The organism is Nocardioides kongjuensis (genome assembly GCF_013409625.1).
GTDB classification, from domain to species: domain Bacteria; phylum Actinomycetota; class Actinomycetes; order Propionibacteriales; family Nocardioidaceae; genus Nocardioides; species Nocardioides kongjuensis.
Window position 1 is genome coordinate 1232102 of record NZ_JACCBF010000001.1, and the last position, 13098, is coordinate 1245199.

A 13098-nucleotide genomic window follows, 5' to 3' on the forward strand; every position below is an offset into this window, starting at 1 on the left:
GAACCCCGGGGTCCCCTCCCTGCGTAAGGGAGGGTGACACCTGAAAGGAGCCGCGATGCGCAACCAGCGTGACGACGCGTTCGACGAGTTCGCGACGACGGCGTGGCCACGGCTGCACCGGATCGGCTACCTGCTGACGGGCGACCACCATCTCGCCGAGGACCTCGCGCAGGCGGCACTGGTCCGCACCTACTCCTCGTGGAGCCGGGTGCGGGCCGGTGACGCGCCGGCGTACGCGCGGCGCGTGCTGCTCAACCTCAACGTCGACCGCCTGCGCCGCAAGCGGGTCGTGGAGGTCGGGGACGCCGCGCTGGCCGTCGTACCGACGGCGGGCGGGTCCACGTCCGCGGCGACGGTCGAGGACCGCGACCAGGTCGTGCGCCTGCTCGCCGGGCTGAGCGAGCGCGAGCGGCGGGTGGTGGTCCTGCGCCACTACTGCGACCTGAGCGAGGCCGCGGTCGCGGCCGAGCTCGGCATCGCTCCGGGCACCGTCAAGAGCGCGCTGTCGCGCGCGCTCGCGAAGCTGCGGGTGTCGATCACCGAGGACACCGACGAGCTGAGGGGTGCGTTGTGAGCGATCGAACCGTCGCCGAGCTGGAGCAGCTGCTGACCGGGCACGGGCCGTCCGGGCCCGGCCCCGACCTGGACCTGATCCGCCGCCGGGGGCGCGGTCGCCGCCGGCTGCGGCGCGCCGGTACGGCCGGCAGCGTGGTCGCCGGCGCGGCGCTCGTCACCGTCGTCGCGGTGGCGGTCACGGGCGGCACCGAGCGCGCCGCCGACCCGGCCGGGCCTCCCAAGGTCGTTGCGTCGGCTCGGGCCGGGCTCTCCGACCTCGCCCGGCGCGCGCTGACCGAGATCCCCGGTGCGCAGCAGGTCTCGCCGACGATGGTCTCGATCCCCGCGCCCGGCGCGCGTGGCCTCGGCCCCGACATGCCGGCTCAGGTCCACGGGCAGGCCGTCGCGCTGCCCGAGGAGAGCTACGCGGGGGTGACCATGTTCAAGCGCAAGGACGTCCCGGCCTGGCTGTACGACGGCACCGAGGCTCTCGAGAAGGACCAGGGCGACGAGGAGACCGGCTATCCCGTCGGTACGACCGACCTCACCGGCGTCGGGGTCGACCTCGGGCCGCAGTACCTCGGCTGCGTCACGACCGAGGGCGCCGCAGACCCGCCCGCGGGCGAGACCTGCCACCCGGCGGTGGTGACGCGCCAGGGTGACGCCTGGGCCTACCAGTGGGGGATGGGCACCGAGCGGTTCCTCGAGCCGGGCGCCCCGATGGAGGTGTTCACGACGCGCGCCTCCGTCGACGGAGCGGACGGCACGCTCGGGATCGCGGGCCTGGACGGCACCGATGTCGCGCGGGCGGTGTTCATCGGGACCGACGGCACCCGCGTGGAGGGAACCGTGCTGGCCGGCACCCTGGTCCCCGGCGAGTCGATGTTCTACGGCGAGGTCGCGGGGCCCCTGGCCCGGGTGATCGCCTACGACGCCGCGGGCGAGGTGATCGAGGACCACCCGCTGCGCGAGTGCAAGGACCCGGTCGACTGCGAGGTGCGCTGAGACCGGTCTCGCCGGGGCCCGGGTCAGCGGCGCCGGCGTCGGCGGCGCTCGGTCTCGAAGACCAGCCGCCGGATCCGGTCACCGTGCACGCTCGGGTCCACGAAGGCGATCGCGACGCCGAGCCCGCCGCTGGCGAAGCGGACGTGGCGCACCACCCGGGCCTCCTGGACCAGGTTGTCGCCGTCGATCCGGGTCGTCGCCTCGACACTCGTCCCGACGGGCGGCGGCTCGGTGCGGACGGTCGCCAGCAGACCGCCCTCGCTGACGTCGACGACCACGCCGAGGAGCTCGAGGTGCTCGGGGTGCTCGGGGTGCTCGGGGTGCTCGGGCTGGTCGGGGGCAGCGTCCGCCGAGGTCTCCTCGACCTCCGGCGTCCAGCGCAGCAGCACCGGCATCGAGATCCGGGCGCGGAAGAACGAGCGCTGCTGCAGGCGTGCGGGCGGTGAGCTCGGGCGGAGCAGCCAGACCTCGCCGTAGGCCCGCCGGCCGGGTCGGGTGCTCACCGGGCACTCCATGCGTCCGAGCGGGTAGGTCCACGCCAGGGTGACGTCGAAGTGGTGCTCGTGGGGGTCCAGGCCGACCGGACAGGCGACGACCAGCGTGGTCGACCCGTCGGGCTGCGGCTCGAGGTCGAGCACCTTCGTCTCCAGTGCCACCGGGTCGCCGGCGGTCGGCCGCAGGGTCAGCGCCACCGTCTGCAGGACCGTCGGATGCAGGTCGGGCTGGACGTCCGTGTGCTGCATGCCGAACCGATCGGCCGCGGACGGTCGTACCTGAGGACGAGTGTCGGACCGGACTGCTTCGATGGGCGCATGATCGATCACCTCGGCATCAACTGCGCCGACCTCGCCGCGTCCAAGACCTTCTACGACCAGGTCCTCGCCCCTCTCGGCTACGGGCGGGTCCTCGACTACGACGTCGCCGTGGGCTACGGGCCGGAGGGCGACCCCGCCTTCTGGCTGAGCAGCTACGCCGACATGCCGCCGCAGCGCGAGGTCCACGTCGCGTTCAAGGCCGCAGACGTCGCGGCCGTGCACGCCTTCCACGAGGCAGCCGTCGCGGCGGGCGTCGAGGTGCTGCACGAGCCGCGGCACTGGCCGGAGTACCACCCCGGCTACTACGGGGTGTTCGTCCGCGACCTCGACGGCAACAACGTCGAGGCCGTGTTCCACGGCTACGTCGCCGAGGCGTGAGCCCGGCGGTGGGCGGTGCTCAGAGCACCGTCCACCAGATGCCGACGATCGCCGGGACCAGGCCCAGCAGCAGCCAGGGCGAGCGCCAGGAGCGGCCGTTGATGACGAGCGTGGCCGCGATGCCGCCGACCATGAACGCCGCAGCGATGACGTTGAGGCCGATCCGGGCGTCGGTCCGGTCCGCGGCGACGTGGTCGGCCGCGATCACGAAGCCCGCCGAGAGGTGGAAGATCGTGGTGATGACCAGCACCGAGACCACTCGGCGCTGCACGCGCTGGAGGCGCTCGATGTCCTTGGGGTCCGGTGCCTTGCGAGGCGCGTTCGGGTCCATCAGGTGACGGCGGCGGGGGGCGGCTGCGCTCGGGCTCGACCCCTGCGGCGACGTCTGGTTCACGGCCTCAGGATATCCAGTGGCACCGGCGCCGGCCGCATCGGAGGCTGGTGCCATGGACATCCGCCCCTTCGGTCCCGACGATCGCGAGGACCTCCTCGCCTGGACCGGCCTGACCGACGCGATCAGGGCTGCCGACGCGCCCTGGGCCATGCCGGACTCGTTGGCGCAGGCCGACGCGCGCTTCCGGCACGGCTGGGACGGCGAGCCGGAGTCGCCGTACCTGCTGCGGGTGGACGGCACCGTCGTCGCCTGGGGCTCGATCGCGACCAGTGAGTACGACAACCACGACCTCGCCTTCCTCACCCTCGGCGTGCACCCCGACCACCGTCGGCGCGGCCACGGCACAGCGCTGCTCGACGTGCTCCACGCCGAGGCGCGACGTCGAGGGCGCACCCTGTTGATGACCGAGGCCTGGGAGAGCGTGGCCGGCGACGGGTTCGCCGCACGCCATGGCTTCGAGCGGCGCCTCGCTGCGATCAACCGGCGCCAGCTGCTCGCCGACATCGACCGGGCCGACCTCGCGAAGAGGTACGACGACGCGCTGACCCACGCCGCCGACTACGCCCTCGAGCGCTGGCCCACGCCGACCCCCGAGGACCGCCTCGACGACCTCGCCGCCATGGCGAGCTCGATCAACGACGCCCCGACCGACGACCTCGACTACGAGGACGAGGTGTTCACGCCCGTGCGGATGCGTGCCTACGAGGTGGGCTGGGCGGCCCGGGGCTTCCGGCAGTACCGGCTCGTCGCCCGCCACCTGCCGTCCGGTGAGCTGGCCGGCCAGACGTGCGTCGGTGTGCTCGCCGCCGACCCCGCCTGGGGCCAGCAGGACGACACGACGGTCACCCGACCGCACCGCGGCCACCGGCTGGGGCTGCTGCTCAAGATCGGCATGCTCCGCTGGCTCGCCGAGGCCGAGCCGGGGCTTGCGCGGATCGACACCTGGAACGCCGAGTCGAACGACCACATGATCGGCGTGAACGAGGTTCTCGGCTACCGGGTCATGGGCCGGGAGTGGGCCTACCAGCGCTCGCTGGACTGACCAGTCCCTGCACAAGGCGCACCTTGTCGGGTCCGTGACGGACTGTGAGGGTACGCAGGCCGGGTACTCCCGGGTGAACCTCTCGCCGCTCGATCGTCCCAGCGGGGGCTCGTGGCCACGCCCATGCGGCGAGCGCAGGACAAGACCCACGACAGAGCCGTTGCGCGGCGTGTCCTACGAGTAGCGGTGCGACTTGGCTGCGTGTCCACGCTCGCGGGTGCAGGTGCGCCCGCTGATGTTGCGGTGGCCGCACAGCGCGCCGTCGTCCGTCTCCGCTGCCGCCGGCGCGGCTTTGGCCGGTGCCTTCGATGGGGTCGCCTTCGCCGGCTCGGCCTTGGCAGGCTTGGCGGCCCGCGAGGTCGGTGCGGGGCGGCCCGCACGGGCCTGGGCCTCGGCGTAGCGGGCTTCGCGCATCGCGCGTACTGCGTCCATCTTGCTCATCGGCGGCTCACCTGATCGACCCTAGGGGAGTGGTCCGACACCTCGCCGAGCGGGTCGTTAGGCTCGGCGATCGGAACGAGATGAGGTGGGCAGATGGTGGCGAGTCGATCCGCGCGCGAGCGCAAGGCCGCGATGCAGGCCGGCCCGCTGGCACGGGTGCGGATCGAGGTAGGCGCCGACGACCAGTTCGTCTACAAGATCAGCTGTTCGGAGTGCACGGCCAAGGGGCACCGACCGTGGTCGGCCTACCGCCCCGGCACCGACAACGGGTTCATGGCCGCGATGGACCGCTGGGTCTTCCACCTCAAGGAGCAGCACCCGGCCAGTGACGCGCCTTGCCTCGAGTTCCTGCCCGAGGCCGAGCAGCGCCTCCACGAGCGTCGGATGCAGCACGAGGCAGCGAGGACGCGACCGGACTGACCAGTCGCGCCCTCGGCGTCATGACATCAGCACGTCGTCACACGACGTACGACGACGCCCGCTTCAGCTCGCCAGCCGCCTCGACGACGATCCGCTCGATCAGCTCCTCGCACGACGGCAGGTCGTCGATCACGCCCACGACCTGGCCGCTGGCGAGCACGCCGGCGGACGTGTCGCCCTCGACCAGGCCAGCGCGCAGCATGGTCGGGGTGTTGGCGGCGAGTGCCATCTGACCCAGGGTGCGGCCCTGCGCCTTCTTCATGGAGCGGCCGTCCTTGAGCAGCTGGGTCCACGACATCCCGGAGGACTTCTTGAACTCCAGGGTGCGCCGGGCGGTGGGCCCGAGACGGCGTACGGCGGAGGTCTCCTCGAGCGACTCGACGAGGTCCGTGCGCAGCATCCGGTGGGGCATGCCGTCGACCTTGGTCGTGACGATCGTGTCGGAGAGGCCCTTCGACAGGTACAGCTCCTTGACCGCCTGCGGGACCGCGGAGTCGCGGGTGAGCAGGAAGCGGGTGCCCATGCCGACACCGGCGGCGCCGTACGACAGCGCCGCGGCCAGGCCCCGGCCGTCGAAGAAGCCGCCCGCGGCGATGACCGGGATGTCGACGGCGTCGAGGACGGTCGGGAGCAGGAGGGTGGTCGGGACGGCACCGGTGTGGCCACCGCCCTCGCCGCCCTGGACCATCACGGCGTCGGCGCCCCACGAGGCGACCTTGACCGCGTGCTTGGCCGCGCCGATGGAGGGCATCACGACGATGCCGTGCTCCTTGAGCTTCGCGATCAGCTCGGGCTTCGGGGCCAGCGCGAAGGACGCGACCTTCACGCCGTGGTCGATCAGCAGCTGGCAGCGGTCGGCGGCGTCGCCGGCGTCGGCGCGCAGGTTGACGCCGAAGGGCTTGTCGGTGCGGCCCTTGACCTCGATGATCGCGGCCTCGAGCTCGGCGAAGGTCATCGTCGCCGAGGCGAGGATGCCGAGTCCGCCGGCGTTGGCGGTCCCGGACACCAGGCGCGGGCCGGAGACCCAGCCCATGCCGGTCTGCACCACCGGGTGGGGGACGCCGACCAGGTCGGTGAACGGCGTACGGATCTGCTGGTCAATCATTGGGGACCTCCTTGAAGCGAAGACCCTTCGGGTCCAGCATCTCGCGGATGAGGAGCAGCTCCTCGTACGACGGCTCGCGGGTCACCGGCACCTCGGCCGGCACCTCGAGGGCGAACCCGGTGGCCGCGACGACCTCGTCGACGGTCACGCCCGGGTGGACCGAGACGAGCCGCATGGTGTGGTCGGCGCCGCCCATGTCGAGGACGCCGAGGTTGCTGACGATCCGGTGGATGTCGTTGAAGCGTGAGGCAGCGGTGCCGGCGGACTCGGCGCGCGCCGGGCCGACGCCGGAGACGATGTCGACCTGCTCGACGAAGACCCGGGAGGAGTGCTTCGGGACCCAGTACGACGTGCGGTTGTTGACCGTGTTGCCCGGGGCGCCGCGCGAGCCGAGCAGCTGGCGCTTGGGCTGGGCGAACGGGCCGATCGCGGAGATGTTCTGGTTGCCGTGGCGGTCGACCTGGGTGGCGCCCATCATCACGTGGCGCTTGCCGTAGGCGACGACGTCGAACACGCGGCGGAAGGGGATCCAGCCCTCGACGACGTCCTTGCCGCCGAGCGGCGGGGTGCCGCCGAGGAACACCGACTCGCCGTCGCTGATGACCAGGTCGGGGTTGGAGGTCAGCCGGGCCAGCCGGACGCCGAGCGTCGGCAGCAGGCCCATCGGGCTGGCGAAGATCTCGCCGTCCTCGCTGAAGGCGTCCGCGATCGCAGCGGCGCAGACGTCGGCGCGGGTGTAGTCGCTCACTTGGCGTTCTCCTCGGTGAAGGCCTGGACGGCTGCCTGGTACGACGCCTCGTCGCCCGCGAGGAAGCGGTCGTGGAACGCCTGCCAGTCCTCGTCGGAGCCGGACGCGGCGGCGGCGTACGCGCGCTGGAACCTCTCGTCGCGCTCGTAGTCCGGCGTGCAGGTGGTGAAGTGCGCGCCGTTGGGCGTCTCGACGACGCCGCTGACCATCATCCGGCTGAGCAGCAGCCGCTGGACCGGCGTGTCGACGGTGAGGCCGGCGGTGTCGACGACCTCCTCGACGCTCAGGTACGTCTTGTCGGCGGCCATGGCGAACAGGTCGTCGAAGTACGGGTCCGGCCCGAGGTAGGACGCGTTGCCGTGCTGGTCGGCGCGGTTGAGGTGCACCAGGGCGACGTCCAGCTTAAGCGCGGGCACCGCGACGAGCTCCTCGTGACCGTGGCCCTCGTCGTACGGGCTGGTGACCGTCTTGATCCACGAGTTGTTGACCAGCACGTCGGAGCCGAGGCCGGCGCGCATCGGGAGGAAGGGCAGACGCTGCGCGGCGGCACGAAGGCCGGTCTGGAACATGCCCTCGTCGAGCTCGACGACCTCCGGGATCGACGCCGACTGGCGGGCGCGCTGGAAGTTCGGCTCGAGCGGGACCGAGTCCAGCGAGACGAAGGCGTAGACCAGCTTGCGGATCTTGCCCGCGCGCGCCAGCAGGCCCACGTCGGCGCCGCCCCAGCTGACGATCGTGAGGTCGGTGAGGTCGGAGTTGTAGATCGCGCGGACCAGGGCCATCGGCTTGCGCCGCGGACCCCAGCCGCCGATGCCGATGGTCATGCCGCTCTCGAGGCTGCCGACGACCTCCTCGATCGACATCCGCTTGTCGCGCGGCTTGCGGTTGCTGCTCATCAGGCCCCCTTGGCCTTCTCGGTGCCGGCGAAGTCGTCGCGCAGCTCGTCGCTGACACCCATCAGGTTGAGCTCGAAGGTGAAGCCCTGCTCCCAGCGGTACGACTTGTTGACGTCGATCGGGTCGATCCCGTTGAGCGCCTCCTTGGCGGCACGGATCACCTTGGTGTTCTTGGCGGCGATCTCGCCGGCGACCTTCAGCGCGGCGTCGAGCAGGTCCTCGCGCGGCACGACCTCGAGCACCGATCCGAACTGGACCAGGTCCTTGGCGGGGATGGTGCGCGCGGTGAAGTACAGGGTGCGCATCATGTGCTGGGGGACGAGGCGGGCCATGTGGGTCGCGGCGCCGAGGGCGCCCTGGTTGACCTCGGGCACGCCGAAGAACGCGTCGTCGCTCGCGACCACGATGTCGGCGTTGCCGACCAGGCCGACGCCGCCACCGACGCAGAAGCCGTTGACGGCCGCGACGACGGGGACCGAGCACTCGTAGACAGCCTTGAAGGCGGCGAAGCAGCCCTTGTTGGCACCGAGGAGGGCGTCGAACCCGGTGGTGTTCTGCATCTCCTTGATGTCGACGCCGGCGTTGAAGCCCTTGCCCTCCGCGCGGAGCACGACGACCTTGGTCGCCATGTCGGCGCTGGCCTCGTCGAGGGCTGCTGCCACGTCGAACCAGCCCTGGACGGTGAGGGCGTTGACCGGGGGAGCGTTCATCGTGACGACGCGGATCCCGTCGGGCCGCAACTCGCTGGTGACTGTCATGCCGCCATGCTACCAAGCATTTGCTTGGTATTGTGTGTCCTGTCCCGAGTCCGAGTGGACGAGGAGCAGACGAACCGACGTCGTAGAGGAGACCGAAGTGAGCAGGTTGCTGGAGGGCCGGGTCGCGATCGTGACCGGTGCCGGACGAGGCATCGGACGCGCGCACGCGCTCGAGCTGGCGCGCCACGGCGCCAAGGTGGTCGTCAACGACTTCGGCGTGTCGGCGGCGGGTGAGGGCACCGACGAGTCGCCCGCGCACCAGGTCGTCGCCGAGATCGAGGCGATGGGCGGCCAGGCGGTCGTCAACGGCGCGGACGTCGCCGACTTCGCCGCCGCCGAGGCCATGGTCCAGCAGGCGATCGACACCTTCGGTGGCCTCGACATCCTGGTCAACAACGCGGGCTTCCTGCGAGACCGGATGCTGGTCAACACCAGCGAGGAGGAGTGGGACGCCGTCGTGCGCGTGCACCTCAAGGGCCACTTCGCCCCGCTGCGCCACGCGGGCGCCTACTGGCGCGCCGAGGCGAAGGAGGGTCGCCAGCGCGCGGCCCGCGTGATCAACACCTCCTCGGGCGCCGGCCTCCAGGGCTCGCTCGGCCAGACGACGTACTCCGCCGCCAAGGCGGGCATCGCCGGGATGACCCTGGTCGCCGCCGTGGAGATGGGCCGGTACGGCGTCACCGTCAACGCGATCGCCCCGGTCGCCAAGACCCGGATGACCGAGGGTGCCTTCGACACCTCCGCGATGGCGCTGCCCGAGGACAACTCGCCCGTCGTGGCGTGGCTTGCCTCGGAGGAGGCCGGTGACGTGACCGGTCGAGTCATCGAGATCGACGGCTCGGTCATCACGGTCGAGAACGGCTGGACCCACGGCCCCTCGCGCGACAACGGCTCGCGCTGGGAGGCCGAGAAGGTCGGTCCCGCTCTCCGGGACCTGCTGGCCGAGGCGCCTGCGCCGGAGCCGGTGTACGGCACCGCCTGAGATGTCAGTTTCACCGGCCGGCCGGTGAAACTCGCGCTTGGACGAGGAAGCTTCCTCGTCCAAGCGCGAGTTTCGTTCACCCGGTGTCTCAGATGTGGCTGGAGGGGCGCTCAGGCTGCCAGGCGCATCGCGCGCAGGATGCGTGCGACGGTGGCCTCGGGTCGAGCGAGGTCGGCCCAGGTGATCCTGATCATGACCCAGCCGGTCAGCTCACGGAGTGTGTCCTCGCGCTGCTTCTCCCGGATCACCATCTGCTCGATGGTCTCGGCGGGACGGCGGAACCGGTGGTACTTGACCATGCCGTCGAACTCGAGCATCACCTTGAGCTCGGGCCAGGCGAAGTCGACCCGTCCTGCCAGGCGTCCGCTCGGATGACGGATCTCGTACTGAGCGATCGGCGCTGGCACGCGCGCGACGCGGAGCATGAGTCGGGTTCGCGTCTCGCCCACGGACTCGGCTCTGCCGTCCGCCAGACCGAGGACGTGGCGGAGGCGGAGCGAGTCCGGCCAGGCTCTCATTCGGTGCTCGTACGTCTCGAACAGTGCGTCCAGCGTGGTGAGACCTGCTTGGACGTACCAGTCGAGAACAGCCACGGCCGGTTCGAGGTCGGTCATCGTAGCGGTGTCCAGGGCGGAGCGAGTCGGGGCCGTCAGCCAGCCCCGCTCGTCGCGCGTGAGGTCGTTGACGAGGAGTTCTCCGCGGTGATGGACGACCAGGGCCGCGGACCTCTCGCCCCTGCCGTACAGGCTCGTGAAGTGGACCGAGGTGAGGTCGAGCCCCCAGGCAGGCCCTCCCTGCTCGATGCAGGCGCTGACGTGGGAAGCGGCCACGTTGTCGTCGTACAGCTGGCGAGCTCCTTCGAGGAGCAGCCGGTGTCGAGCGACCGGGTCCGCGTCCTCCCAGATGCTGCGGAGCACGTAGACGCCCTGGCGGATCCGCACCAGGAACCCGGCGCGCACCGCACGCTTCAGTGCGGTGTCCGTCGAGCCGGCGGCGATGGCATCGCGACGTAGCAGGATCCCGTGGGCGTCGATGAGGTGCTCGAGCATGCCGGGAGCCTGCCCTGATTCTGGGTCTGGCGCTCGGGGCGCCCTCCGCGCCTGTGGATGGCGTCGTACGTCGCCTCGGGGCCTGTGGATGACTGATCGGCTTGGACGACGAAACTAGCGCTGGACCGAGGATGCATCCTCGTCCAAGCGCCAGTTTCACCGGCCGGCCGGTGAAACTCTTCCGACCGGCCTTCCCGAGGACGCGCCACTTGCTTTGTTCGAACAGATGTTCGAACATGGAGTGGTGAGTGTTCGCCCCCTCGAGATCGACGACCCGCGTGCTGTGGTCGACCGGCTGCGCGGGCGGATCGCAGCGCTCGAGGGCGGTCCGACCCGGCTGCTGGTGCCGGTGCTGCCGGCGCTCGCCGGCCTGGTCCAGCTGCGCACCGGCGGGGTCTACGGCGTCGACTCGGCGAGCCTCGGGATGGCGCTGGCTGCCGGTGCCTCGCAGGCCGGGGAGTGGGTCGGGTTCGCGGGCTGGGACGACTTCGGCGCCGAGGCCGCCCAGCAGCGCGGGATCGTGCTCGGGCGCACGGTCCTCGTCCCCACGCCGGGGGAGCACTGGCTCGAGGTGACCGCCGCTCTGGTCGACGTGCTCAAGGTCGTGGTGCTCCGCCCGCCCGGCGGGGTCGACGCGAAGTCCGCCTCGCTCCTCGAGGCCCGGCTGCGGGCCAGGTCGGCGGTGCTCGTCGTGCAGGGGGAGTGGCCCCGCTGCGAGGCGCGGATCAGCGCGGAGCAGGTGACCTGGGACGGCATCGGCCACGGTCGCGGACGGCTCCGTGAGCGGCGGGCCACGCTCGTCGCGAGCGGTGGCGGACGGATGCCGGTGCGGGCGGACGTGGTGCTCTGATGCGGACGATGGTGCTCTGGTGCCCGGACTGGTCGGTGACCGCGGCGCTGCTCGAACGGGTCGACGCGATGCCCGACGATGCCCCGCCCGCCGACGTCGCTGCGCCGGCGGTCGTCCTGGCCAACAACAAGGTGGTGGTGTGCAACGCCGCCGCCCGGGCGGAGGGCGTCCGGCGCGGCCACCGGCGCCGCGATGCCCAGGCACGCTGTCCCGAGGTGGTGCTCCTCGACGCCAACCCCGACCGCGACGCCCGGTGGTTCGAACCGGTGCTGGCCGCCGTCGAGGCGGTGCGGCCCGGGGTGGCGCCGCTGCGGCCCGGCCTGCTCGCCGTCCCCGCTCCGGGGCGGTACTTCGCCCGCCGTGGGAGCGGTGGCCAGGACGAGCGGATCGGTGGGGAGGAGGCCGCGGCGGCGGTCCTCGCCGAGCACCTCGTCGAGGCGGGGGTCTGGGACAGCCGGTTCGGTGCCGCCGACGACCTCTACACCGCCGAGCGTGCCGCGCGGGAGGCGCCGCCCCAGTCCTGCCTCTCCGTCCCCTCGGGTTCCTCGGCGGAGTTCCTGCGCGGCCTGCCCGTCACCGTCCTCGCCGACGACGGGCCGGAGGGTGCCGAGCTCGCCGACCTCCTGCGCCGGCTCGGGCTGGTGCTGCTCGCCGACTTCGCCCGGCTCGGTGCCGGCGAGGTCGCCAACCGGTTCGGCAGCTACGGCACCGACGTGTGGCGACGGGTGCAGGGCCGCGAGGTGACCCGGCTTGCCTCGCGCACCCCACCGCCCGAGCTGGCCTGCGAGATCGCCTTCGAGCCCCCGCTGGACTCCGCCGAGGCGGTCACCTTCAGCGTCCGCACCACCGCCGAGCGGTTCGTCGCCGGACTGGCCGACCGGCAGCTGGTGGCGACCTCCGTGCGCATCGAGGCCGAGTTCGAGGAGGGTGTCTCCGCCCGGACCTGGCTGCACCCGCGCTGCTTCACCTCCCGCGACCTCGTCGACCGGGTGCACTGGCAGCTCCAGGCCGGCATGGCCTCCTCGGGGCTGCGCAGCCGCAAGGGCACCGGCGAGACCATCACCTCCGCGGTCACCCTCGTCCGCTTCCTGCCCGACGTCGTCGAGCCGGCGGGCGACCACGCCGACGGGCTGTGGGGTGGCGGCGCGGAGGAGCAGGTGGTGCGCGGCGTCGCCCGGGTCCAGGCGATGGTCGGGTACGACGCCGTCCGGGTCCCGGTCCTCCAGGGCGGCCGCGGTGCCGCCGACCGCCAGGCCCTGGTTCCCTGGGGCGAGCGGCCGGTCGGGCTGCGCCCGGTCGAGCGCCCCTGGCCCGGCCGGATCCCCGGGCCCGCACCGAGCCGGGTCTTCGCCACGCCGCTCGAGGCCGAGGTCGTCGACGAGGCCTCGGTCCCTGTCGCGGTCACCGCACGCGGACTGGTGACCGGCGAGCCGTGGAGGATCCGGCTCGGGCGGCACTGGTGCCCCGTCGCCTCCTGGGCCGGGCCGTGGCCGGTCGACGAGGGGTGGTGGTTGGCGGGCTCGGGTGCCGGCTCGGGGCGGGCCGCCCGGTTCCAGGTGGTCGGCGTGGACGGACGGGCCTGGCTGCTGTGCTGGCGCGCACCCGGCAGCTGGGAGGTGGAGGCGGCCTATGACTGAATGACGACCGCCTCAGCGCCGAC

The 13098-nt window shown here is 72.2% G+C and carries 16 protein-coding genes; 8 read left to right on the forward strand and 8 right to left on the reverse strand.

All coding sequences use genetic code 11. The annotated features are described in order from the left end of the window. Positions 1-55 precede the first annotated feature (55 nt). Complete coding sequence (locus BJ958_RS05830; RefSeq protein WP_179725968.1) at positions 56-574, forward strand: SigE family RNA polymerase sigma factor; 519 nt, start codon at positions 56-58, stop codon at positions 572-574. Then, on the forward strand, positions 571-1560 hold the full coding sequence (locus BJ958_RS05835) for a hypothetical protein (protein WP_179725969.1): 990 nt from the start codon (positions 571-573) through the stop codon (positions 1558-1560). The genes BJ958_RS05830 and BJ958_RS05835 overlap by 4 nt, the downstream gene beginning before the upstream one ends. A gap of 23 nt (positions 1561-1583) precedes the next feature. On the opposite strand, the gene BJ958_RS05840 is transcribed toward BJ958_RS05835, so the two are convergent. After that, complete coding sequence (locus tag BJ958_RS05840; RefSeq protein WP_179725970.1) at positions 1584-2303, reverse strand: PilZ domain-containing protein; 720 nt, start codon at positions 2301-2303, stop codon at positions 1584-1586. Positions 2304-2372: 69 nt separating this feature from the next. Between BJ958_RS05840 and BJ958_RS05845 the strand changes: the two genes are divergently transcribed. Then, complete coding sequence (locus tag BJ958_RS05845; RefSeq protein WP_179725971.1) at positions 2373-2753, forward strand: VOC family protein; 381 nt, start codon at positions 2373-2375, stop codon at positions 2751-2753. A 19-nt stretch (positions 2754-2772) separates the two neighbouring features. Here BJ958_RS05845 and BJ958_RS05850 read toward each other — a convergent pair whose 3' ends face one another. Continuing rightward, positions 2773-3147: a hypothetical protein gene (locus BJ958_RS05850; RefSeq protein ID WP_179725972.1), complete on the reverse strand. Its 375-nt coding sequence runs from the start codon at positions 3145-3147 to the stop codon at positions 2773-2775. Between the two features lie 52 nt (positions 3148-3199). Here BJ958_RS05850 and BJ958_RS05855 point away from each other — a divergent pair, with 52 nt between their 5' ends. Continuing rightward, a complete protein-coding gene (locus BJ958_RS05855; protein WP_179725973.1) occupies positions 3200-4189 on the forward strand; it encodes a GNAT family N-acetyltransferase in 990 nt (329 codons plus the stop codon). Positions 4190-4363: 174 nt separating this feature from the next. Here the strand turns inward: BJ958_RS05855 and BJ958_RS05860 are convergent, their stop codons facing one another. After that, on the reverse strand, positions 4364-4621 hold the full coding sequence (locus tag BJ958_RS05860; protein ID WP_179725974.1) for a hypothetical protein: 258 nt from the start codon (positions 4619-4621) through the stop codon (positions 4364-4366). A gap of 102 nt (positions 4622-4723) precedes the next feature. On the opposite strand from BJ958_RS05860, the gene BJ958_RS05865 reads away from it, so the two are divergent. Then, on the forward strand, positions 4724-5050 hold the full coding sequence (locus BJ958_RS05865) for a hypothetical protein (RefSeq protein ID WP_179725975.1): 327 nt from the start codon (positions 4724-4726) through the stop codon (positions 5048-5050). 37 nt (positions 5051-5087) lie between these two features. Here BJ958_RS05865 and BJ958_RS05870 read toward each other — a convergent pair whose 3' ends face one another. From BJ958_RS05870 to BJ958_RS05885, 4 genes are read right to left on the reverse strand one after another with little or no spacing between them, the layout of a single operon-like run. Beyond that, positions 5088-6155, reverse strand: coding sequence for an NAD(P)H-dependent flavin oxidoreductase (locus tag BJ958_RS05870; protein WP_179725976.1), 1068 nt, complete (start codon positions 6153-6155; stop codon positions 5088-5090). Then, the gene (locus BJ958_RS05875) at positions 6148-6903 is read right to left on the reverse strand and encodes a CoA-transferase subunit beta (protein WP_179725977.1); all 756 of its coding nucleotides are present in this window, start codon (positions 6901-6903) and stop codon (positions 6148-6150) included. Before BJ958_RS05875 ends, BJ958_RS05870 begins: the two co-directional genes overlap by 8 nt. Continuing rightward, complete coding sequence (locus BJ958_RS05880; protein WP_179725978.1) at positions 6900-7799, reverse strand: CoA transferase subunit A; 900 nt, start codon at positions 7797-7799, stop codon at positions 6900-6902. The genes BJ958_RS05875 and BJ958_RS05880 overlap by 4 nt, the downstream gene beginning before the upstream one ends. Then, positions 7799-8557 (reverse strand): enoyl-CoA hydratase family protein, encoded by a 759-nt coding sequence (locus BJ958_RS05885; protein ID WP_179725979.1) that lies wholly within the window; start codon positions 8555-8557, stop codon positions 7799-7801. The genes BJ958_RS05880 and BJ958_RS05885 overlap by 1 nt, the downstream gene beginning before the upstream one ends. A 97-nt stretch (positions 8558-8654) precedes the next feature. Between BJ958_RS05885 and BJ958_RS05890 the strand changes: the two genes are divergently transcribed. After that, entirely contained in the window at positions 8655-9539 is an 885-nt protein-coding gene (locus BJ958_RS05890; protein WP_179725980.1) for an SDR family oxidoreductase, read from the forward strand. A 110-nt stretch (positions 9540-9649) separates the two neighbouring features. On the opposite strand, the gene BJ958_RS05895 is transcribed toward BJ958_RS05890, so the two are convergent. After that, positions 9650-10588, reverse strand: coding sequence for a type IV toxin-antitoxin system AbiEi family antitoxin domain-containing protein (locus tag BJ958_RS05895; RefSeq protein ID WP_179725981.1), 939 nt, complete (start codon positions 10586-10588; stop codon positions 9650-9652). Between the two features lie 244 nt (positions 10589-10832). On the opposite strand from BJ958_RS05895, the gene BJ958_RS05900 reads away from it, so the two are divergent. Both BJ958_RS05900 and BJ958_RS05905 read left to right on the forward strand, forming a co-directional pair. Then, positions 10833-11438 (forward strand): hypothetical protein, encoded by a 606-nt coding sequence (locus BJ958_RS05900; RefSeq protein WP_179725982.1) that lies wholly within the window; start codon positions 10833-10835, stop codon positions 11436-11438. Between the two features lie 8 nt (positions 11439-11446). Continuing rightward, on the forward strand, positions 11447-13075 hold the full coding sequence (locus tag BJ958_RS05905; protein WP_246319011.1) for a DNA polymerase Y family protein: 1629 nt from the start codon (positions 11447-11449) through the stop codon (positions 13073-13075). The last annotated feature ends 23 nt before the right edge of the window (positions 13076-13098 follow it).